Source organism: Gordonia terrae (assembly GCF_001698225.1).
Classification (GTDB): Bacteria; Actinomycetota; Actinomycetes; order Mycobacteriales; family Mycobacteriaceae; genus Gordonia; species Gordonia terrae.
Map to the genome: position 1 here is coordinate 4833107 of NZ_CP016594.1, position 22895 is coordinate 4856001.

The window sequence follows — 22895 nt, forward strand, 5'->3', positions numbered from 1 at the left end:
GACATGTACACATCAGTCCACGGCACGGCGGCCAGGATGACGGCCCTGCCGCCGCGGATTGCCAAGCCCGCTCCGACCCGTGCGACAAGCACCGCCAATCTCGATGTGGCCGAACGTCTTCGTCGGGCGATCGTGAGCGGAAACCTGCCCGCCGGTTCCCGAATCGTGCAGTCGGATATCGCGTCACGGCTGGGGGTCAGTGTCACGCCGGTCCGTGAGGCTCTCCGGCAGCTCGAAGCAGAAGGACTGGTCGACTTCGATGCGTTTCGGGGGGCGACGATCCATCAGATATCGCGAGAAGAACTCGTCGAGGTCTACCAACTCCGCAAGACACTGATTCCGTCGAGCGTGACCGCCGCGGTGCTCGAAATCACCGAGCAGCAACTCGACGAGGCCGAGATGCTGGCGACCTCGATGACCATGGACATGCCGGCGAGCGATTGGGTCGAGGCGAACCGTCGGTTCCATTGGCTGATGGACACCTGCGACAGCCAGCCCCGGACCCGCGTGATCCTCGGCAATCTCACCGACCTGTCGACCCTGTACGTCGGGATGGCGATCGTGTCGGAGCACGCCCGCCGGAGTCGAGCACAGGTGGATCACCTGGAGATGGTGCGCATCACTCGGCGCCGGGATGTGGACGCCGCTGTCGCACTGGCCGTCGATCACCTCGACGACACGCTGCGTTCCGCACTGAAAGCCATGCCGGAGTAACACTTCCGCGTCACCCCCCGGCCACATCATCGCTGTCGGCGCCGGTGGCAACTCCTCCTTCATCGAAAGGTCAGACCCTCCCATGCCCACGACTGACAGCCGCCCGCTGCGGGTTGCGATCGTCGGTGCCGGTCCCGCCGGGATCTACGCCGCCGACGCGTTGATGAAGTCCGACACCGCCAAGGACCGCGGCGTCAGCATCGATCTGTATGAGCGGATGCCCGCTCCGTTCGGTCTGATCCGCTACGGCGTCGCACCCGACCACCCGCGCATCAAGGGCATCATCACCGCCCTGCACAAGGTCCTCGACAAACCACAGGTACGCCTGCTCGGCAACGTCGACTACGGCACCGACATCACCATCGACGAACTGCGCGCCCACTACGACGCGGTCATCTTCTCCACCGGCGCCACCGACGACCGCGTCCTCGACATCCCCGGCATCGACCTCGACGGCAGCTACGGCGCCGCCCAGTTCGTCGCCTGGTACGACGGCCACCCCGACTTCCCCCGCACCTGGCCCCTCGAGGCCGAGAAGGTCGCAGTCATCGGCGTCGGCAACGTCGCCCTCGACGTCGCACGCGTACTCGCCAAGACCGGCGACGAACTGCTGCCCACCGAGATCCCCGCCAACGTCTACGAAGGACTCAAAGCCAACAAGGCCATCGAGGTCCACGTCTTCGGCCGCCGCGGCCCCGCGCAGGCCAAGTTCACCCCCCTCGAACTCAAAGAACTCGACCACTCCCCCAACATCGAAGTCATCGTCAACCCCGAAGACATCGACTACGACGAGGGCTCGGCCGTCGCGCGCCGCGGATCGAAGATCACCGACCAGGTCGCCACGATCATCGAGAACTACGCGATCCGCGAACCCAAACAGGGCGCGATCCACAAGCTGTTCCTGCACTTCTTCGAAAGCCCCACCGAAATCCTCGGCGAAGACGGCAGAGTCGTCGGTCTGCGCACCGAACGCACCCAGCTCGACGGCACCGGCAACGTCAAACCCACCGGCAAGACCACCGACTGGGAAGTCGGCGCGGTCTACCGTGCGGTCGGCTACCTCTCCGACAACCTGCCCGAGATCCCGTTCGACTCCCAAGCCGGCGTCATCCCCAACGAAGCCGGACGCGTCTTCGACGAAGGCCACCAGCTCACCGGCATCTACACCACCGGCTGGGTCAAACGCGGCCCCGTCGGCCTCATCGGCCACACCAAGGGCGACGCCAACGAGACCGTCGACTGCATCCTCAAAGACATGGAAGCCGGGGCCCTCAACCAACCCGGCAAACCCGGCGAGGACGCCATCATCGAACTCCTCGAGTCCAAGAGCATCCCGTTCACCACCTGGGACGGCTGGTACCGACTCGACGAACACGAACGCGCACTCGGCGCCGCCGAAGGCCGCGAACGCGTCAAGGTCGTCGAACGCGAGGACATGCTCGCCGCCAGCCGGGGCTGACGCTCCCCGACCCCGAGTGGTGACCGCTTCGAGACCCCACGGCACGGCTCGACGAGACCCGACGGTGCGACGATGAGCAGGTGACCAGCCCGTCGGACACCGACCGCACCCGCTCCGGCGCAGGCGACGCCGAGTGGAATCGCGCCCAACGCGACGAGACCGAAACACAACGGCTGGACCGCAACTGGAATTCGCTCCTCCAGGAGCTCCGCGTCGTGCAGACGGGAGTTCAGATCCTGACCGGGTTCCTGCTCACCCTGCCGTTCCACGACGGGTTCGAGGAACTCGGCGGCACACTCCGCGTGATCTACCTGATCACCGTGTCGTGCGCGGTCGGTGCGGCCATCCTGCTCGCCGCGCCGGTGGCCCTGCACCGGGCACTGTTCCGTCAGCATCAGCTCGCGCTGATCGTCACCTACGCGCACTATCTCTCGTTCGCCGGACTCACCCTGTTGGGACTGGCGCTGTCCGGCGCGGTCACGGTCGTCTTCGGTGCGACCGCCGGACCGGTCCCGTCGGCGATCGCCGGGGTCGTCACGCTTGTCGTGTTCTCACTCGCGTGGCTGATAGTCCCACTGTGGCTGCGCGCGATGACCGACTCGCCGGCGGGTTCCACCGACGACCCGCGGCGTTGACAGCGTTCACCTGCCCGGGGTACGCAGACGACGTGACCCTCGCGCCGAGTTTCATCCAGAACCGCTACGACGAGGTGACCGTGCTCGCGTCGTCACACGGCGGCGCGTTTCCCTACGGCAACACCGTCGTCGTCCGCGGCTCCGCTGCGACCCTGGTGATCGATCCCTCCCTCGAGGTCGACCACGATCCTGTGCACCCTGACGCGGTGATGATCAGTCACGCCCACGAGGACCACATCGCCGGCCTCCGGCACTTCGCCGCGGACAAGTTCGCCCACCACGCCGATGTCGACGGCGTGCGATCCCTCCAGGTCCTCCTCGACAACTACGGTCTGACCGACGAGCAGCGAGCAGGTGTCGACGCCCAGATCGGTGACACCTTCGACCTGACGCCCGGCTTTCCCGACGCCGCCGGAGTCGACGATGGGCACGTCTTCGACCTGGGCGGCGTCACGGCAACGGTCGTACACCTGCCCGGCCACACCGCGGGACATTCCGGCGTACTCGTCGAGCCCACCGGCTTCCTCTATCTCGCCGACATCGACCTCACCTCGTTCGGCCCTATGTACGGCGACCTGGGGAGCAGCGTCGACGACTACCTGGCGTCGATCGCGCGGGTCCGGGACATCGATGCCCGTTGGTACGGGACCTTCCATCAGAAGGGTGTCGTCACCGGCGCCGACGACTTCCGCGCGCGGCTCGCGGACTACGAGGGCGTCATCCATCGGCGCGACGATCGGCTGCTGGAACTGCTGAAGCGGCCGCGCACCGTCGACGAGATCGTCGTCGAACGGCTCGTCTACCGCCCGCATGTGCGGCTGCCCTTCGTCGACGCGGTGGAGAAGCGCACGGCCGAACTCCATCTCGAGCGGCTGATGCGCCACGGGCAGGTCATCCGCTCCCCGGAAGGTGTCTACCACCGCACATAGACGATCGCCTGCTCTCCGCACGTTTACCGGATGTCCGGTTCGGTCACCCTGTGTCGACGACACGAGCGAGAGTGAGGAGCTACAAGTGCCCACCGACACCACGCGCCCGAACAGCTGGGACTTCGGCCTGGACAGCGCGATCCCCGACCTCGGCAGCTCCGGCGACGTCGAGGTCTCGTCAACCGATTTCAGCGACACCTACTATGACACCGAGGACCGGGACCTGCTCGCGCACGGTACGACCGTCGTCTTCCTCGACGGCGGGGACGAGGAGGGCCGGGAACCGGGGTGGCGGGTCACGACGCCGTCCACCGGCGAGGACATCGCCGAGCAGATCGACGCACCCTCCACCGCCGTGCCGTCGGTGATCGCCGACGCCCTGTGGGGTCTGAGCGGCGGCAAACCGTTACGCGTGGCGGCGATCGTGCACACGCACCGGACCCGCCACCGGCATCTCGACGCGACGGGGGAACACGCCTACGACGTCGTCGACGACACCGTCTCGGCCACGGTCACCGGCCCGGTGGCCACCGCCACGTCGTGGCGCGAGGTCGGGGTGCAAGCGGAGTCGAACGCGATCCCGAAGAGTGTGCGCAAGCGGATGGCCGGGGCCGGCGCGCGACCCGCGTCGGCATCGTCGACCTTCGAGCGCGCGATCGGCCACGAGGTCCCGCGCCCCGCTGCCCCTGCGTCGCCCGCCGCAGGCGCGGTTCTCGACTACGTCCGGGAACAGATCGCGACGATCTTCGCCGGTGACGTCGCCCTCCGACGCGGCGCGAACCCGGTGCACGGCGTCCGTGTGGCCATCCGGCGGCTGCGCAGCACGCTGCGGACTGCCGCTCCCCTCTTCGTGCCGGAGGGTCTGTCGGACCTCGACACCGAACTCCAGTGGTTCGCGGGTGTGCTCGGCGAAGTGCGCGACCGTGAGGTCTTGCGCGCGCGATTCGCCTCGGCGGTCGCCGATCTCCCTGACGAGTTGGTGCTCGGGCCGGTCGCGGCACGGATCGAGGAGGAGCTCTCCGCGCAGCAGCACCATCACCGGCAGACCGTCACCGACGAGATGCGGTCGGACCGGTACCGCGGACTGTTGTCGACCCTCGGGACCTGGAACGAGTCGGTCCCGCTCGCCGACGACCAGATCTCGACGAAGCAGGTACGTCAGATCGCCACTCGCGCGGCGCGCAAGGCGGACAAGCGTCTTGCGCACGCGCTGGAGACCGGGAACGAGGAGGACCTCCACCGGGCGCGCAAGGCGGCGAAACGGGCCCGGTACGCGGGTGAGCTGGCCGCGCCGGTCGTCGACAAGTCGATGGGTCGGTCGCAGGCCAAGCGATACAAGAGGATTCAGACCGTCCTGGGCGAACACCAGGATTCCGCGGTGGCCGCCCGCGCGCTCCGTGAACTCGGCGCGGGCGCCGGAGTCCGCAAGGGAGAGAACGGCTTCACCTACGGGATCCTGTATCAACGTGAACTCGCCGCCGCTGCCGCGGCGCGCGAAGCCGTGCTGTCCGGGAAGAACTGACGTCGGCCGCGCCGCCCGCTACGACGTCTCGAGGATCGCGCGCCGCAGCTCGGTGTGATCGTCGAAGAACGTCGTCGCCGGTCCGTACCGCCGGAAGGTGTCACTACCCCGGCCGGTGACCACGACGACATCGTCGTCACCGGCCATGGTCGTGGCGATCGCGAAGGCGGCCTGCCGGTCGGGTTCCTCGATGACGAGCGCCGACGCCGCGCGGCGTGCACCCCGGAGCACCCGGGCCCGAATGGCATTCGGGTCCTCGTCTTCCGGGCTCTCATCGGTCACGATCACCACGTCGGCGTACTGTGCCGCGACCTCGCCCAGGGGTTCTCGCTTGCCCGGGTCACGCCCGCCGGTCGCGCCGACGACCACGATCAGTCGCCCGCCCTCGGTCAGCGACCGCAGATACGGGAACAGCGCATGCTGACCAGCGGTGTTGTGCATGTAGTCCACGATCGCCCGGTAGGGCTGCCCCGCGTGCACGGGTTCGCAGCGGCCCGAGATGCCGGTCACCGCCGAGATCCCCTCGGCCGCGGCAGCGAGGTCGACGCCGTCGGCCACCGCGGCGGTGAGCGCGAGCAGGGCGTTGCCGACCTGGTGCGGACCCAGCACCTGCAGGCCCATCCGGGCCCGCCCGTGCGGCGTGTGGACGGTGAACTCGGTCCCGAGCCGGCCGGTCCGGATCTCGGTGGCGACGACATCGGCATCCGGGCGGGAGGTCGAGCACGTCCAGGTCTCCGTCGTGGTGCCCGTGGCCAGTCGCGCGCCCCAGGCGTCGTCGATGTCGATCACGGCGATCTGCGTCCGTTCGGCGGTGAACATCGCGGCCTTGGTCGCGAAATAGTTCTCCACCGAGTCGTGATAATCCAGGTGATCATCGGACAGATTGGTGAACGCCATCACCCGGAACACCGTGCCGTCGACCCGCCCCTGGTCGATTGCGTGAGACGAGACCTCCATGGCGCAGCAGGTGACGCCGTGGCGCCGGAACATCGCCAGTGTCCGTTGCAGCATCGGCGCCTCCGGCGTCGTGCGCAGCGGGACGACGTCGCATCCGGGTCCTCGGATGCGCGCGCCGGAGATGAGTCCGGCGGCCTCACCCCCCCGCAGCCAGCGCGGCGTCGACGAAATGAGTGGTGCTGGTCTTCCCGTTCGTTCCCGTGACACCGAAGACCCGCAGGTCTCGCGACGGCTCGCCGTGGAACCAGGAGCTCAGCGGCCCCATCACGCGACGCGGTTCATCGACGAGAAGTGGGGCGGCCGAAACGCCGGCCGGTCGCTGATCACCAGCACGGCACCGGCGGCGGCCACCTCTCGCTCGAAGTCGAGTCCGTGCCAGCGGCTGCCGGGTATCGCCAGGTAGGCGTCCCCGGGACGGATCGTCCGGGAATCGTCGTCGATGTCGCGGACGATGATCGAACCGACGTCGGGTCCGCCGACGATCGGCGTTCGGAGATGGTCGGCGATCTGCGCAACGGTGAGATGCGCACCCGGATGGGGGTCCATCCTGCGACTCCGCTCCGGGTTCATCGCGCCGAGGTACCCGGGCCGCGGGCGAGCCCAAACCTCGACGTCGGGGTGCCGTTCGGTCGGTATCCGCCCCGGTACCGAGCAAAGCTCGACAATCGGACATGGACCGCCCGGTCGGGCGCAACTGTGACACGCTTCACATACGTTCGGAAACGTTGTGACACTTGCTCTTTGCCGACCCGACCAGGGCCGATTCCGGCCGAGGTGTTACATCTGCCCTCGTCGTGGCAACACTCGGGTTGTAGCCCATTCCGACCCGCACCAGAGGGGAGCAAGAACCGATGACCGTTTCCACCACCACCGTTCACCAGCAACTTCGCGCGATCCTCGCGCTGACCCACACCGAGATCCAGATCGCCGAGACCCGGCAGGCCCAGGCACGCACCGACGCCATCCGCAAGGAACTCGCACAGAATGCCGAGAACGCACGCGAGCGTGCCCTGACCATCGAGAACGCGCTGCGCGACCGCGGCGGCCTCGTCGATGTGGTCCGACCGGTCCTCGGCCGCTTTGGAGCCGTCGCCAAGACCCTGGCCGAGCAGGCCCAACCGCTGGACGAGGCCCTGCTCGACGACCTCGCGCTCGAACAACGACTCGTCGCACGCGCCACCTACCTGAAGGCATTGGCCACCGGCCAGGAGGACCAGGCACTCGTCGCGCTGGCCGATCAGCTCATCGACGCGCACACCGCCACTGTCCACTGGCTCACCACCGTGCTCGCCGAGGAGGCGCTGGGTGGCCCGGCTGCCCTGCGTCGCGGGCCCTCGCAGTGGGCCAGCGGCCTCGCCGCGCGCGCTCTCACCGCTCCCGCACTCGGCGCATCGTGGGCGATCGACCGGACCGCCGAATTCGCCCGCCAGCTGCCCGACCCGGTGGACTCGATCCGCAGCCGATTCGGGCGCGCCGTCGACGACGCATCGGAGACCGCGGCGCGGGCGACCGACGCCGTGAGCAACGCCGGCGCAGCCGTCTCCAAGACGGTCGCGGCGGGACGCGACGCGGCCCTCGAAGCCGTCGAGGACAGCGCCCGCGACAATGGCGCCGACGGTGCCGCCGACGCGCTCCACCAACTGCGCGAGATCACCGGAACCGTTGAGGCCGAGGACCTCCCGATCGAGGGATACGTCGACCTCAACGTCACCGACGCGGTCGCCGCGGTCAAGGAACTGACCAAGCCGGCCGACCTGCGGGTCACCCTCGCCTACGAGGAAGCACACAAGAACCGCCAACGCGTGGTCTCGGCGATCGAGATCCGATTCGCCGAACTCGCGAAGGACCTGGTCGGCATCGACAGCTGATCGCTCCGCACCGACCCGACGGCCGCCATCCATCTGATGGCGGCCGTCGTCGCGTGCGGACCGGAAAGGAATTTGGATCAGATCCAGAAAAACCGTGCGCGGTCGCGACGACGCCCCTATGGTGGGTCACGTGGCATCGACATCGGACTATGCCCAGCAACTCCGGGCCGCAGATCTTCGTGTCACCCAGCCGCGGGTGACGGTGATGCACGCCGTCGACGATCACCCACACGCCGACACGGACACGATCTACCACGCGGTGCGCGAAACCCTCCCCAAGGTCTCACGTCAGGCCGTCTACGATGTGCTGCACGCCCTGACCGAGCGCGGTCTCATCCGCCGAATCCAACCGTCGGGTTCGGTGTCGCGCTACGAGTTTCGTACCGGAGACAATCACCATCACGTCGTCTGCCGCGCCTGTGGCGCGATCGCCGACGTGGATTGCGCAGTCGGGGAAGCCCCATGCCTGACCCCATCCGAGGACCACGGTTTCGCGCTCGACGAGGCCGAGGTCATCTTCTGGGGACTCTGCCCCGAGTGCGTCAGCACGGCCCCGACCTGATCGCACCCTGTGATCATTCAGCCCATCAGCAGTTCCCCCTCGAAAGGAATGTCGTGACCTCCGACAGCCGCCCGCCCAATTCCGACGAGCAGACCCGTAGCAACAGCGAGAGCGAGAACCCGGTCATCTCGTCGCCCGAGCCGAAAGCTCATGCGCCGCTGACCAACAAGGACTGGTGGCCCGAGCAGATCGACCTCTCGATCCTGCACGCACACTCCTCGCTCTCCAACCCGCTCGGTGAGGATTTCGACTACTCGGCGGAGTTCGCGAAGCTCGATGTCGAGGCCCTCAAGGCCGATCTCGTATCGCTCATGACCACCTCGCAGGACTGGTGGCCCGCCGATTACGGCCACTACGGCGGCCTGTTCATCCGCATGAGCTGGCACGCCGCCGGCACCTACCGCATCTTCGACGGCCGCGGTGGCGGTGGCCAGGGTGCGCAACGCTTCGCCCCGTTGAACAGCTGGCCGGACAACGCGAACCTCGACAAGGCACGCCGCCTGCTGTGGCCCATCAAGCAGAAGTACGGCACCAAGCTCTCGTGGGCCGACCTCCTCGTCTTCGCCGGCAACGTGGCGCTGGAATCCATGGGCTTCAAGACCTTTGGATTCGGTTTCGGCCGCGAGGACATCTGGGAGCCCGAGGAGGTCTTCTGGGGACCGGAGGATGCCTGGCTCGGTACCGACAAGCGGTACTCAGGTGAGCGGGAGCTCGCGAAGCCGCTCGGCGCCACCACGATGGGTCTCATCTACGTCAATCCCGAGGGCCCCGAGGGCAAGCCGGACCCGATCGCCGCAGCTGAGGACATCCGCGAGACGTTCAGTCGCATGGCGATGAACGACGAGGAGACCGCCGCCCTCATCATCGGCGGTCACAGCTTCGGCAAGACCCACGGTGCCGGCAACGCCGACCTCATCGGACCCGAGCCCGAAGGCGCACCCATCGAGCAGCAGGGACTGGGCTGGAAGTCGGGTTACGGCAAGGGGAAGGCCGAGGACACCGTCACCAGTGGCCTCGAGGTCGTCTGGACCTCCACCCCCACCCAGTGGGGCAACGGCTTTCTCCAGAACCTCTACGGCTACGAGTGGGAGCTGACCAAGAGCCCCGCCGGCGCCTGGCAGTACGTGGCGAAAGACGGTGCGGGAGCAGGAACCATCCCCGATCCGTTCGGCGGACCCGGGCGCGCCCCGACGATGCTGGTCACCGACGTGGCACTGCGTGAGTCGCCGATCTACGCCGACATCACCCGCCGCTGGCTCGACCATCCCGAGGAGCTCGCCGAGGCCTTCGCGAAGGCCTGGTACAAGCTGCTCCACCGCGACATGGGACCGGTCAGCCGCTACCTCGGTCCGTGGGTTCCCGAGCCGCAGATCTGGCAGGACCCGGTGCCCGTCGTCGATCACGAACTGATCGACGACGCCGACATCGCCTCTCTCAAGAGCACTCTGCTCGACGCCCTCTCGCCGACGCAGCTGGTGAAGACCGCATGGGCATCGGCCGCCAGCTTCCGCAGCACCGACAAGCGCGGTGGCGCCAACGGCGCACGCATCCGCCTGGAACCGCAGAAGAACTGGGAGATCAACGAGCCAGGCGAACTGGCCAAGGTGCTACCGGTCCTCGAGCAGGTCCAGAAGGACTTCAACGACTCGGCGTCGGGCGGCAAGAAGGTGTCGCTCGCCGACATCATCATCCTCGGCGGCGCGGCCGCGGTCGAAAAGGCCGCGGAGGCGGCCGGATTCCCGGTCACCGTGCCCTTCACCCCGGGTCGCACCGACGCGTCGCAGGAGAGCACCGACGTCGACTCGTTCGAGGTTCTCGAGCCACGCGCGGACGGCTTCCGCAACTACAGCAAGGGCGGCGAGAAGACACCGCTGGAGTCGCTGCTCCTCGATCGCGCGTACATGCTCGATCTGACCGCGCCCGAGCTGACCGCACTCGTCGGCGGTCTGCGCGTACTCGACGTCAATCACGGTGGCAGCAAGCACGGCGTGTTCACCGACCGCCCCGGCGTCCTGACGACGGACTTCTTCCGGAACATCGTCGACATGAACACGGAGTGGAAGAGCGGCTCCGACGAGAACGTCTACGAGGGAACCGATCGGGCCACCGGTGAGAAGAAGTGGACGGCAACGGCTTCCGACCTCGTCTTCGGTTCGCACTCTCAGTTGCGTGCCCTGTCGGAGGTCTACGCCCAGGACGACTCGGCGGAGCGATTCGTGAACGACTTCGTCAAGGCGTGGGTGAAGGTCTCGAACAACGATCGGTTCGATCTGGCCTGATCAGCCACGGCCGTCACGACACAGAACACCCCGCGGGCCCGTTGCCCGCGGGGTGTTCCGCATTCAGCAGCCCTTCAACTCGGCCGAGCTAGGTTCACGGTGTGGACACCATCAACGGGCTCCCCCTTCACCCACTCCTCGTGCACCTGGTCGTGGTCCTCGTTCCCCTGACCGCGCTGATGGCGATCGCAGGTGTGGTGTGGCCGGCCGCGCGTCGTCGGCTCGGCATCCTCACCCCGCTGGTCGCGCTGGGCACCCTCGTCGCGGTCCCGCTGACCACCTCCGCGGGCGAATCGCTGGAGGAACAGGTGCCCGCGAGTGCGGCGGTCGAACGTCATGCAGGCCTCGGTGACCAGCTGATCTACTGGGTCGGGCCTCTCGTCGCCCTGACCGTGCTGTGGTGGGCTGTGCACGACGACCGGTTACTCACCGCCGTCCGCACGAGGGTGTCCAGAACGACGATCCCGACGAGCCGACCCGTCGCCATCGCTCTCGGCGCGCTGCTCGTCGTCGTGGCCGTGGTGTCGGTGATCATGGTGTACCGCATCGGCGAGAGCGGGGCACGCGCCGTCTGGACATGAGACGCGCGGGGTCGACGGGTCCGCGGGCTGCGACCCCAGCCGGTGATACTGGGACGCATGCGCGTGCTGGTGATCGAGGACGACCCGCGGGCCGCCGAGACCCTCCGCCGCACCCTGGCGGCCGAGGGCTGGACGGTCGACACGGCCGACAACGGGGTCGACGGCGTCGAGTGCGCCTGCACTCGGACCTACGACGTGATCGTCAGCGACATCATGATGCCGCGCCTCAACGGGTACGAGGTCGTCCGCGAGCTCCGCAGGCGCGCCGTGTGGACGCCGGTCCTGATGCTCACCGCGAAGGACGGCGAATACGACGAGGCGGACGCCTTCGACCTCGGTGCCGACGACTATCTCGTCAAACCGTTCTCGTTCGTCGTGCTGTCGGCCCGCCTCCGGGCGCTGGTGAGACGCGGTGCGCCCGAGCGTCCCGCCGTGCTCCGTGCCGGTTCGCTCACCCTCGACCCCGCGACGCGGGAGGTCCGGCGCGGCGACACCCCGATCCGCCTCACCGCCCGTGAGTTCGCCGTGCTCGAGTTCCTGATGCGGCACAAGGGAACAGTCGTCAGCAAGACCGAGATCCTGCAATCGGTGTGGGACGCGCACTACCGGGGCGACGACAACATCGTCGAGGTGTACGTCGGCTATCTGCGCCGGCGCATCGACACCCCGTTCGGTTGTCGAACCATCGAAACCGTCCGGGGCGCAGGCTATCTCCTCGCCGGTGACGGCGGGGGCCCGCTGTCGTGAGGTGTCGTGCGCGGTAGCGACAGCTCGATGGCGAACCCGTCGCCCCCGGTGTCGGCGACCGCGACCGTCCCGCCGTGCGCGTGCACGATCTCGGCCACTATCGACAGGCCGAGACCCGTCCCGCCGCCGCGTTCACGAGCTGTGTCCAGGCGGACGAACCGGTCGAAGATCCGATCCCGGTCCTCGTCAGGAACGCCGACACCGTCGTCGGCGACGGTCACCGCCACCCGCTCCGGTCCGACCGCCATCGTGACACTGACCGCGCCGTGGGCGTGCCGGGTCGCGTTGTCGCCGAGATTCCGCAACGCTCGCGCGAGTTGTCGCCGGTCGCCGGTCACCCGCACCGGGAGAACCGTGGCGTCGACGTCGAGTTCGGTCGTCAGGTCGAGCCGGGTCACCTCGTCGTTGACGATGTCGTCGAGATCCACGTCCTCGAACTCGGGGCGCAGCCCGTACTCATCGGCGCGCGCGAGCAGCAGCAGGTCGTCGATGAGGTCTCGAAGGCGGTACGCCTCGGGTAGCAGAAGCGTCGACACCGAATCGTCGTCGATCGGCTCGCCGGTCCGGTCGGCCAGCTCGAGCAGTCCGATGATGGTGACGAGCGGGCTCCGCAACTCGTGCGACGAATCACCGACGAAACGGAGCTGCTGGTCACGAGCGAATGCGAGCCGGTCCAGCATCTCGTTCATCGTCTCGGCGAGGGTCGCGATCTCATCTCCGGTGTCGGGGACGGGCACCCGACGGGCGACGCCCGCACGGGAGATGTCGGCGACTTCGGCGCGGATGGACTCGACCGGACGCAGCGCTCGCCGTAGCAGCTGATCGGTCGCGATGACGGCCGCCGCGAGAATGATCGGGAACACGACGCACAGCACGGCGAACACCGTCCACACGGTGGCGTGGATGCTGCCCTCCCCGGCTCCGACCACCACTGTGACGAGGTCACCGGACACCTCGGCACCCTGGACGGTCGCGCGATACTCGGTGTCGCTCCCGGGGAATGCGGCGTCGATCACGTGGCTCACACCGGCCCGGCCCGCGGGCGGGACGAGCGCCCGGTCCTGCTCGACACCGGGCGTGGCGGCCAGCACGTCGCCGTTGCGACCGACGATCTGGACGATGTCGACGGCCTCCGTCCGTTCCAACAGCGACGGATCGAGTCCGGCGACGCCCGACCGCGACATCGCATCGACGATCTCTCCGCTGCGTGCGGCGGTCGCGCCATCGGCGGCGGTGTTCAACGAGTGGTACAGGACGAACAGCACGATCGCGCCGGCGATCAGCAGTGCGGTGAACAGCATCGCCGCGCCGACGACCGTCAGTCGCATGCGAACGCTGGCCGCCCGGAATCGCCGTCGGCGGTCGGGCACCGCGGGTGTCACGCCCGGCGCACGCACGCGACGACCTCGGCGAGGACCTGCTCGACCCGGGATTCCGCGAGGGCGGAGGCCGCACCGGTCACCAGGACCTGCAGCTCCCCCTGCGCGGTCGGCGAGCCCTCGATCTGCAGCATCCATCGCGTGATCCGCGGGGGGAACACGTACAGATGACCACCCGCGCTCGGCCGGGTGATCGTCGGGACCCAGCCCAGGAGAACCGGAACCGGGAAGAGGCGACCGTCGACGACCGGGCGTCCCAGTGCGTCCAGCACGTCTTCCATCGGCCCCGTCGCCGCGCCGATGCACCGGCGGGTCCGCTCCACCGAGTCGCGCGCATCCGCTCGGGCGTCCAGCGGCGTCATCGCGGAGATCACGAAGTCCCCCACGGTGTGCTCGGCACCCGCCGGCCGCGTCGACGCCGCGGTGGCCGCCATCACCCGATCTTGTCCGGTCAGCCTCGCCAACGCCTCGGACACCGATCGACCGAACGCCTCGAACGACGTCATGCCCCGCTCGGACGCGTCGGCGTGGAATCGTGTGTGGACATCAGCGTCGACGAGGGCTCGACGGCGGATCGCCGCTGACTGTGTGCGCGAGACCGGGTTCACCCCGTCCAGCGTGAACGATTGCTCGGGCGGCAAGCCGAGCAGCTTCTGCCACGACGCACCGTCGACGCCGCGGTCGGCGCAGGGTGCGGGCGGCGAGATGGATTGCACGGCCGGGACATCGGCCCTGCGAGCGATCAGGTCCGCCTCCCGAGCCAGTGTTCCGAGCGACTGACCGTCGACCGCGATGTGATGGAACACCGCGACCGCGGCCTCCACATCGCCGTCGGCATCCGACAGGATGCGGACGCTGAACGGCGGAGTCACCCGGACGTCGAGCGTCGCCGACATCTGCTCGGCCAGTGCACTCAGCCGCTCGCGTGTCGGGTTCGGATTCGACTCCGAAACCACCTGCACGGCACCATCGATCGCGGCGTCGGCGCCCCCCGCCAGCGCCCGCTGGACCGGCCCGGCGGGGGTGTCGGGGTAGATCGACCGCAGGGCAGGGTGCCGAACGGCCAACGTGCGGAGCAGTTCCCGCAGTTCGGCTGAGGTGGGTCGCCCGGTTTCAGGGGGAACCCATGCGACGCGGACGAGCTGCCCGTGCGGGTGCCCCGGCGCGCGTTCGACCGTCCGTTCCGCGGACGTGAGCGGCCGGTCGTCGTCGGACCCGGCCTCCCGCGGTGAGGCGATGTCCGAGTACACCGGCGCGACCATCCGCCCGGCCAGTGTCTCCAGGTCGGGGGCGGTGAGTATGTCGTCGGGCCCGATCTCGGAATGCCCCGCCGCCGTGAGCGAGCCGACGACCCGCATGACCGCCAGAGAGTCACCGCCCTGCTCGAGGAAGCCGGCGAACAGGTCCACCGCGTCGGTTCCCAGCGCCTCACCCACGACCCGCACCAGGAGGGTCTCGTGCGAGCCGATGGGTTTACGCGCCGACCGGCGACCGGGGATCGGGTGGTCCGCCAGCTTTCCGACGTCGAGCTTGTTGTTGCTGGTACGGGGCAGCGCGTCGATGCCGACGACGAGCGCAGGGACCATGTACGACGGCAGCACACCGGCGACCGCGCGACGCAGCCCGGGTGCGTCGACGTCCGTTCCGGTTCCCTGCGGCACGACGAATGACACCAGCGCGGTACGGCCCGACGGCAACTCACGCAGGATCGTCGCGGAACTGCGCACACCGGTGCATCGCCCCAGCGCGGCGTCGATCTCGGCGAGTTCGATGCGCAATCCTCGCAGGGTCACCTGGCTGTCGCGCCGTCCGAGCACACGGACTTCACCGGCCTCGGTCCACTGGGCAAGGTCCCCGGTCCGGTACATGATCTCGTCGTCGGAGAACACACTCTTCGCGAAGACCTCGGCCGTCGACGCCGGGTCGTCGAGGTAGCCGTCGGCCAGTTGCGGACCCACACAGTGCAGGGTGCCGAGCGCACCAGGAGGCTGTGGCCGCCCCCGGCGATCGAGGACCGCCTCGCCGACCCCGACCATCGGCGGGCCCACCGTGATCGCCCCGCCCGGAGACAGCGGCGCGGAGATATTGATGCTACATCGAGACTCGGTGGGTCCGTACGCGTTTCGTAGTCGGACGCGCCCTGCCCACCGGTCGACCAACCGCGGCGAGGGCGGTTCGCCGCCGATGATCACCTGCACCAGGTCGTCGGCGAGATCCACGGGCAGGGTGTCGAGGACCGACGGGGTGACGATGAGATGGGTGACGCGATGGCGTCGGATCAGGTGTGCGAGACCATCCCCGCCGGGAGTCGAGTTCGGCGCGACGACGACGGTCGCCCCACAGACGACCCCGCACAGCATCTCGACGATCCCGGTGTCGAAGGTCGGGGACGAGGCGTGCAGGATGCGTGACCCGGACGTGAGCGCATACGTCTGTCGGATCTCCGCGATCAGGGCGGGCAGGCCGCGGTGGGTCATGATCACGCCTTTGGGGGTTCCCGTCGACCCCGATGTGAACAACAGGTAGGCCGCGTCGTCGGGCCCGCAGTCCAGTCCCGGCCTCCGGTCGGCCTCCGGGGAATCGGGGTCGCTGTGCTCGAGATCCAGCCACCGGATCGAGCCCGGGCGTGGGGCGCCCGGCACGCACAACCCGACCTTGGCGCCCGAGCGATCGAGCAGATCACGCGTTCGCGCCTCCGGTGCGAACGGGTCGCCGATCGGCACCCATACGCCGCCCGCACACAGCACCGACCAGAACGCGACGACGGAGGCCGCCGACCTCTCGATGGACACCGCCACCCGGTCGCCCGCACCGACCCCGGCCTCCACGAGCAACCGGGTCCCGCGATCCACCCGGCGGGCGAACTCGCGCCGGGACACCGAGACCTCTCCGTCGATGATCGCGATGGCCTCGGGGTCCGACGTCCAGTGGTTCTCGAGGTGGCTCACGGTCGGCGTGAAGGGCGGCGTCGGCGGCCCGCTCACGCACCGGAACCGCTCCCATTCGCCGTCGACGAACACCGAGTCGTCGGGAATCGTCGGGCCGCCATCCAGTTCAAGGAGGGTGGCGGTGAGATGTCGGTCGAAGCGTCGGGCGAGGGTGGCCAGCGCGTCGCTGTCGAAAACGGCAGCCGGGGCTTCCCAGGTCACCGCCTGACGCCCGTCCTGGTCCGCGGGGTGCAGGGTCACCGCGACGTCGGAGATCGGACCGGTCCGCATCACCTCGAGTCCCCAGTGCAGACCGTCGACGGCGGGCGGATCGAAACCCGGCAACAGGTTGACCACCGCGCCGAAGTCGTTGAGCTCCTTCCGGTTCCGCAGCATGTCCTCACGATGAAAACGCTGATGGCGCAGCGCGTCGACCAGGGCCGACGACACGTCGGCGAGGGCCTGACCTGCGCCCCGGTCGCCGATTCCGGCGAGGCGCAACGGCACGACGTTCGAGACGGGTTGCACCGCCCGTAGACGCGCCGCCGAGGTACGTGCCGCCACCGGAAGACTCAGACCCACGTCCGGGGTGTCGAGGAGCCGGGCGCACAGACCGGCGAACCCGGTGACGAACTCCGCCGATGACGCGGTGCGCGGACCGGTCAGGGTGTGGGTGACGCGCACGATCGACGACGTGAGGCGCGGGACGGTACCGGCGAGCCGAGAGGGTTCGAGGGCGTCGAGTCGTCGCGCCCAGTGTTCCTCGTCGACTCCTCGGCGTCGCGAGTCGCGATACCTCTCCTCTTCGGCCTCGAGTTCGAGGTCGTCGGCGAGGGGCATTTCATCCGCCCGCGCGGCACCCGCGTAGACGGCGGCGATGTGCGCCATCACCCGCAAGGCGCCGGCGCCGTCGGTGAGCACGTGATGAACACGCACGATCCACCGGTGGAGGTCGGGAGCGAGAACGTGCAGTTCACTGCGGAACAGCGGGAGTCCGAGGTCGGCGCCCGCGGGATCATCGAGGAAACGCTGCGCTCGCGACTCGCTCTCCGCCGCCGGGTCGGCACACGCGGACAGGTCCACGCACGCCACCGGGTCCAGTCCGGAGCCGGCGGGTTGCACGGGATGCGGATGACCGTCGGCCGGCGAACGGTCCGGACTCAGACGTACGTCGCACCAGCCGACGTGGTCGAGCACTGCGCCGGCCGTGCGGCGGAGTAGTTCGGCATCGAGCGGGCCGGACAGGGTCAGGCCGAAGGCGACGACGTGCGAGACCTCGGGATGCAGCAGTTGCGACAGCCACAGGCCGCGGCGGGTGACGGTCATCGCGGATCGCCCCCTGGACATCGTCTGGTGGAGCCGTGCCCCGAGATCACGTCCCGACCGTAGGTCCGGCGAGTTGAACGGACGCTGAAACGCGAGGTCCGGCGGTCGACGGCGACCGCCGCCCGCGGTGCATCTCCCGCGGCGTCACGCCCCGAGCGCGCGGGCGAACATCGGCCAGGACTCATGCATCTGGTCCTCCCAGTACCCCCAGGAATGCGTACCGGTCGCCGGGAGCCGGACGACGGCCGGGATGCGGAGCGCGGCGAGACGATTCGCCATCGTCACCGTGCACGATCGTGCGGTCGCCTCCGCGAAACCGCCGGCGGCGACCTGCTCGGCGAGTTCGCCCACGTTGCCGGCAACTCGCCGGTCGGACAGGTTGTCATGCGCGCCGGGCAGACCGGTCGCCGCGCTGATCCACAGGGCGGGGGTGCGGCGAGCGAGCTTGTAGGCGTTGATCACCGGGTCCTGTGCCGCCCACTGCGGATCGCCGGGCGGCCCGTACATGTTGCTGGCGTCGGCGAGTCCGGGCACGAACGCCACATTGCGCAGGAGCAGCTGTCCGGTGGGCGACGCGGTGTCGGCGCATCCCGAGTAGGAGCCCACCGCCCGGTAGAAGCCCGGGTGGTTCTCGGCGATCCGGAGCACCGCCGTACCTGCCATCGAGATCCCCGCGACGCCGCGCGAGCGCCCCGGACCAGATCGTCCCCCGTGCGCGTTCTCGAACGCCGCGGGCAATTCCGACGTCAGGAAGGTCTCCCACCGCAGGGGCCGGGACGACTTCACGCCGAAGCGGAAGTTCGCGGCCGGATCGACGCGGCGCCAGTCGGCGTAGTAGCTCGCGGCACCGCCGATCGGGGTCACGGTCCACACGTTCTTGTTGGCGTAGAAGGAGTTGGCGTCGGTGGCGTGCGTCCAATCGTCGTTGTCCTCGCCGCCCGTCGATCCGCTGAGCAGGTACATCACCGGTGCGGCCTGGTTCCGGTTGGCCGGCGTCTGTACCAGCGACGGGACCTGGGTCTGCATGGACCGCGACCACACCGACACCACCAGGTTCCGCGGCGACACCCAGGTCTCCCGGTACGGCGCGCCCGCGGTCGCCTTGGCGTAACGGACCCCGGCGAGGGTGTCCGCGGCCGCGGTACCGGCCGACGGCACCAGCAGCCCCGTCACACCGAGCACCGAGCAGAGGAGGGCAGCGCCGACGACGATCGCGACATGGGACAAGCGAGACATCCACGGCTCCCTGGGTTCGGGCCGGGTCATCGACCCGGCTCCGCCATCGTAGGCACATCGACCTGTACCCAGAACCGTTCGGGTCAATCGTCCAGAGCTGTCCCCCAGCGGAATCGGACGAATCGGTTATCCCCTCCGCCCGGTCGACGTACGGTCGGACGATGACACCTCTCCTGCGCACCGCCGTCGCGACGCTCGCCGCCGCGGCCGCTCTCCTTACACCCCTCGCGATGTCGTCGACGGCGGCGAATGCCACGCCCTCGTCCGGGATCTCGGCGGTCAGCCTGGCCAAGGCGGACATCCCGGCGGATCTGCTGCCCTTCGTGCCCGACGGCGTGCACGTCGAGGTCCGCGAGATCACCATCGCTCCCGGCGGCACCACGGGCTGGCACTACCACGACGGCACGCTCATCGGCCTGGTCCGCCAGGGCACGCTCACCCATCCCGGCTCCGACTGCAAACCGGTCGTCTACCGGACCGGCGAGATCATCCAGGAGCCCGGGGGCAAGGCGAACACCCATGAGGGAACCAACCTCGGGACCACCCCGGTCGTCCTCGACGTCCTGTACCTGATGCCGCTGAACAAGCCGCTCTCCGAGGACGCCCCGGCACCCCCTTGTGCGACAGGCCCATCCGCTCCCTGAGGTGCGAGGAGCGCAAGCGACGAGCCACGAAGGGCCTGGTGAGGCACTTCGCGTGACCCTTCGAGGCTCGCTTCGCTCGCACCTCAGGGAGCAAGGAGCCTCGTCGCTCGCACCTCAGGGAGCGGGGGGGTTACGTCAGCAGCCCTCCGAGTTCGGTTGCGAGCGTGCGGGATTCCGCGGTGAGGAGTCTGCCGTCGCGCACCACCCACCGTCCGCCGACCATGACGTCGCGGGGTCGACGGCCCGGGCCCGCCCAGAGCAGTCCGTCCACCGGGTCCGGGACCCCGGCGTCGAAGACGTCCGAGCAGTCCCAGACGCACAGGTCGGCCGCGGCGCCGGGCCGCAGGTGCCCCAGCTCGGCGCGGCCGAGTCCGGCCGCCGAACCCTCGGAGGCCATCGCGAGAGCCGCACGGGCGGTGACGGGTTCACCGATCAGTCCCGAGACCTGCACGGCCAGACGGGCGTCGGCGAGCAGGTGCCCGGCGTCGTTGCTTCCCCCGCCGCTGGTGCCGAGCCCCACCCGCACGCCCGCCGACATCAGCGCGGACACCCGCGCGACACCCCAGCCCATCGGCACGTCGCATCCGGGGGCATGAGTCGCCGACGCGCCTGATCGCGCGAGCACGCCGACTTCGTCGTCGGTGATGTCGCACAGGTGCGCCACCGTGACGTCGTCATCGAGCCAACCCCACTCCTCGAGGAGGGCGAGGGGGCGTCGACCGTATCGTTCCGCGGCGACCTGCACATCGATCTGCTCGTTGGCCTGCGTGCGGCGACGGAGGCGGAGCCGGGCCGCCACCTCGGCGAGCGTCGCGAACGTCTCCGGCCCGTCGGCGTGTACACCCGACGGCCCGACGGCCAGCTGGAGCATGCCGTCAGCGCTCGTCCCTCCCGCTGCCGCACCGAGATACATCCGATGGATGTCCTCGACCGATGCGGCAGCCAGATCCGGGTCGTCACGAGCGGTGCCCCGCACGAACACGAGCCGTGCGCCGACCCGCGCGGCGGCACCGATCGTCGCACCCGCCAGCGCGACCGGGTCCTGATCCCGTGGCCAGGTGAGGTGGTGGTCGGCCACCGTGGTCACACCGCACAGCAGCGATTCCGCGAGTCCGACGGACGCCGCCGCGGCGGTGAGTTCAGGGTCCACACCGATCGACGAATAGCGCTGCGCCATCGAGTCGAGCCACTGCGACATCGGGACGGATCGACTCTCCGGGCGCGATCGGAACGCGGTCTGCAACAGATGATGGTGGGCGTTCACCAGGCCGGGGGTGACCACGCACCCCGAGACGTCGACGACCTGATCTGCCCCGTCCTGTCGGTCGGCGCCGTTGCCGATCCACCCGTCCACCACGACGACCGGGTCCCGCGCGACCGTCGAGGCGTCGCGCAGCACCGCCGCGGCCCCGGTGAGCACGGTCGTGGTCACAGTTCGAGAACCAATCGGCCACTCGTGCACCGAGACACGCAGATCATCATGGACTCGTTCTCGGACCTCTCCTCCGGGGACAGGATCGAGTCCCGATGGTCCACCTCGCCGCTGACAACCCCCGTCTCACAGGTTCCGCACACCCCCTCGCGACACGACGAGGGTGCCACCACCCCACGCCCATCCAGGACGTCGAGGATGGTGCGGTCCGCCGGCACCGTCACCGTCACACCCGAGAAGGCGAGCGAGAGTTCGAACTCCGCGTTGGCCTCGGACTCCGTCGACGTCGCGGTGAACTTCTCCGCGAACGAATCGACCGCCGGTTGCGGTTCACACACGCGCGCAACCGCATCCAGCATCGACGGCGGGCCGCACGTGTACACGGCGGTACCGCGTGCCAGCCCGGCGAGCACGTCGCCGACATCCAGGCGACCCGATCTACCCGACTCGTGGACCGTCACCTGCCCGGGGTACCTGGACTCGACGTCCTCGACGAAGGCCATGTCCGCGCGGGACCGCCCGACGTACACGAGCCGCCACGGCCGGCCCGAGCGGTGGGCCTCGTCGACGAGGGCGAGGACGGGAGTGATGCCGATGCCGCCCGCCACGAACACGTACCCGAGTGCGCGTGTCAACGCGAAGTGGTTGCGCGGCATACTGATCGTCACCTCGGCGCCGACCTCGACGTCGTCGTGCGCGGAGACCGAACCCCCGCGGCTGTCGAGCCGGCGTTCGACGGCGATCCGATACTTGTCCGTGTCATCGGGCGCGGACAGCAGCGAGTACTGCCTCACCGGTCCGGCAGGCGTGTGGAGATCGATGTGCGAACCGGCGGTCCACGGCGGCAGCGCCTCACCTCCGGACGACGTGAGGACGAATTCGTCCACCCGCCGGGCGATCCGGCGCCGAGACACCACACGAACACGTACGGTGTCCTGGATGTCGTTCACTGACAATGACATCGGAGATCTCCTCGATACTTCGACCTCCGCCGGAATCCCAGCCACGGGAACCAGCCCCACCACCGCGGGTCAGGGCACCTGCGCCGACGCCTGGACAACGATCAGGCGAGCAGCCACGGCACCGATGAGCCGCCATCGGTGGGGAATGCCGCCAGCGTAGTAAAGGCTGTCGCCTCTTCGCAATTCGAGAACACTGTCATCCCCGAGGTCCACCTCGATCTCGCCGTCGACGACGTGCAGCCATTCGTCCTGCTCGTGCTGGAAGTACTCGCCGTGGTCCCTCCTGTTCAACAACTGCTCCTGCGGGAAGAAGACGGCGTCGCCGCGGACGAGCAGGCGCGCATATCCGGCGTTGTCCCCGGCCTGCGGGAGGGTCGCGCCCTCTCCCGCGCGTACCAGTTGTGCCCCCATCGGTGCCGCGGGCGGGACTCCTGCCACGTGCGTGGGATCGGCGGCCAGCATGAGACTCACCTGCGTGGTGTCCAGGGCTCGGGCGATCCGTTCCAGCGTCGTCATGCTCGGACGCGCGTAACCGCGCTCGAGCTGGGACAGGAACGGGTGCGAGATACCGGCCTGTGCAGCCAGATTCGCCAGTGTGAGGCCGTGCTGCTTACGGCGTCGGCGGATTTCGGTACCGAGTGACACCTGCGCGAGATCCGGCTCATCGAGCGCCATGCGGCCACCCCTTCCTCCGGCGAGAAATCGCCACCGATGGTTACACGCCCGCAGCGCTGGT

The 22895-nt window shown here is 69.0% G+C and carries 19 protein-coding genes; 11 read left to right on the forward strand and 8 right to left on the reverse strand.

From position 1 onward, the window contains the following. Positions 1 to 3: 3 nt before the first annotated feature. The 5 genes from BCM27_RS21390 (at position 4) to BCM27_RS21410 (ending at position 5259) form a co-directional block, all read left to right on the forward strand. Positions 4 to 714, forward strand: a complete 711-nt coding sequence (locus BCM27_RS21390) for a GntR family transcriptional regulator (RefSeq protein ID WP_004019136.1) — start codon at positions 4 to 6, stop codon at positions 712 to 714. Positions 715 to 796: 82 nt separating this feature from the next. After that, positions 797 to 2173: an FAD-dependent oxidoreductase gene (locus BCM27_RS21395; RefSeq protein WP_004019137.1), complete on the forward strand. Its 1377-nt coding sequence runs from the start codon at positions 797 to 799 to the stop codon at positions 2171 to 2173. An 80-nt stretch (positions 2174 to 2253) separates the two neighbouring features. Further along, entirely contained in the window at positions 2254 to 2808 is a 555-nt protein-coding gene (locus BCM27_RS21400; RefSeq protein ID WP_004019138.1) for a DUF6328 family protein, read from the forward strand. 32 nt (positions 2809 to 2840) lie between these two features. Further along, positions 2841 to 3737, forward strand: coding sequence for an MBL fold metallo-hydrolase (locus tag BCM27_RS21405; RefSeq protein WP_004019139.1), 897 nt, complete (start codon positions 2841 to 2843; stop codon positions 3735 to 3737). 85 nt (positions 3738 to 3822) lie between these two features. Continuing rightward, complete coding sequence (locus tag BCM27_RS21410; protein ID WP_004019140.1) at positions 3823 to 5259, forward strand: CYTH and CHAD domain-containing protein; 1437 nt, start codon at positions 3823 to 3825, stop codon at positions 5257 to 5259. A gap of 18 nt (positions 5260 to 5277) precedes the next feature. Here BCM27_RS21410 and BCM27_RS21415 read toward each other — a convergent pair whose 3' ends face one another. After that, positions 5278 to 6423, reverse strand: coding sequence for a Mur ligase family protein (locus tag BCM27_RS21415; protein WP_004019141.1), 1146 nt, complete (start codon positions 6421 to 6423; stop codon positions 5278 to 5280). A gap of 57 nt (positions 6424 to 6480) precedes the next feature. Beyond that, the gene (locus BCM27_RS26125; protein ID WP_004019142.1) at positions 6481 to 6762 is read right to left on the reverse strand and encodes a Mur ligase domain-containing protein; all 282 of its coding nucleotides are present in this window, start codon (positions 6760 to 6762) and stop codon (positions 6481 to 6483) included. A gap of 305 nt (positions 6763 to 7067) precedes the next feature. On the opposite strand from BCM27_RS26125, the gene BCM27_RS21420 reads away from it, so the two are divergent. The 5 genes from BCM27_RS21420 (at position 7068) to BCM27_RS21440 (ending at position 12253) form a co-directional block, all read left to right on the forward strand. Beyond that, a complete protein-coding gene (locus BCM27_RS21420; RefSeq protein ID WP_004019143.1) occupies positions 7068 to 8084 on the forward strand; it encodes a hypothetical protein in 1017 nt (338 codons plus the stop codon). 130 nt (positions 8085 to 8214) lie between these two features. Then, positions 8215 to 8646 (forward strand): Fur family transcriptional regulator, encoded by a 432-nt coding sequence (locus BCM27_RS21425; RefSeq protein ID WP_174316841.1) that lies wholly within the window; start codon positions 8215 to 8217, stop codon positions 8644 to 8646. Positions 8647 to 8699: 53 nt separating this feature from the next. After that, on the forward strand, positions 8700 to 10925 hold the full coding sequence (gene katG / locus BCM27_RS21430) for a catalase/peroxidase HPI (RefSeq protein ID WP_004019145.1): 2226 nt from the start codon (positions 8700 to 8702) through the stop codon (positions 10923 to 10925). A gap of 101 nt (positions 10926 to 11026) precedes the next feature. Then, entirely contained in the window at positions 11027 to 11506 is a 480-nt protein-coding gene (locus tag BCM27_RS21435) for a DUF2231 domain-containing protein (protein ID WP_004019146.1), read from the forward strand. Positions 11507 to 11563: 57 nt separating this feature from the next. Beyond that, a complete protein-coding gene (locus BCM27_RS21440; protein WP_004019147.1) occupies positions 11564 to 12253 on the forward strand; it encodes a response regulator transcription factor in 690 nt (229 codons plus the stop codon). Here BCM27_RS21440 and BCM27_RS21445 read toward each other — a convergent pair. The 3 genes from BCM27_RS21445 to BCM27_RS21455 form a co-directional block, all read right to left on the reverse strand. After that, the gene (locus tag BCM27_RS21445) at positions 12214 to 13650 is read right to left on the reverse strand and encodes a sensor histidine kinase (RefSeq protein ID WP_004019148.1); all 1437 of its coding nucleotides are present in this window, start codon (positions 13648 to 13650) and stop codon (positions 12214 to 12216) included. The two genes, BCM27_RS21440 and BCM27_RS21445, sit on opposite strands and share 40 nt — an antisense overlap. Then, positions 13632 to 17885, reverse strand: a complete 4254-nt coding sequence (locus BCM27_RS21450) for an AMP-binding protein (protein ID WP_004019149.1) — start codon at positions 17883 to 17885, stop codon at positions 13632 to 13634. Before BCM27_RS21450 ends, BCM27_RS21445 begins: the two co-directional genes overlap by 19 nt. A 144-nt stretch (positions 17886 to 18029) precedes the next feature. After that, positions 18030 to 19121, reverse strand: a complete 1092-nt coding sequence (locus BCM27_RS21455) for an alpha/beta hydrolase (protein ID WP_004019150.1) — start codon at positions 19119 to 19121, stop codon at positions 18030 to 18032. 161 nt (positions 19122 to 19282) lie between these two features. Between BCM27_RS21455 and BCM27_RS21460 the strand changes: the two genes are divergently transcribed. After that, positions 19283 to 19765 (forward strand): cupin domain-containing protein, encoded by a 483-nt coding sequence (locus tag BCM27_RS21460; RefSeq protein ID WP_004019151.1) that lies wholly within the window; start codon positions 19283 to 19285, stop codon positions 19763 to 19765. Between the two features lie 130 nt (positions 19766 to 19895). On the opposite strand, the gene BCM27_RS21465 is transcribed toward BCM27_RS21460, so the two are convergent. From BCM27_RS21465 to BCM27_RS21475, 3 genes are all read right to left on the reverse strand, one after another. Then, entirely contained in the window at positions 19896 to 21197 is a 1302-nt protein-coding gene (locus tag BCM27_RS21465; RefSeq protein ID WP_004019152.1) for an amidohydrolase family protein, read from the reverse strand. After that, positions 21194 to 22159, reverse strand: coding sequence for a PDR/VanB family oxidoreductase (locus BCM27_RS21470; RefSeq protein WP_004019153.1), 966 nt, complete (start codon positions 22157 to 22159; stop codon positions 21194 to 21196). The genes BCM27_RS21465 and BCM27_RS21470 overlap by 4 nt, the downstream gene beginning before the upstream one ends. Before the next feature lie 69 nt (positions 22160 to 22228). Continuing rightward, positions 22229 to 22834, reverse strand: coding sequence for a helix-turn-helix domain-containing protein (locus tag BCM27_RS21475; RefSeq protein WP_004019154.1), 606 nt, complete (start codon positions 22832 to 22834; stop codon positions 22229 to 22231). Positions 22835 to 22895 lie beyond the last annotated feature (61 nt).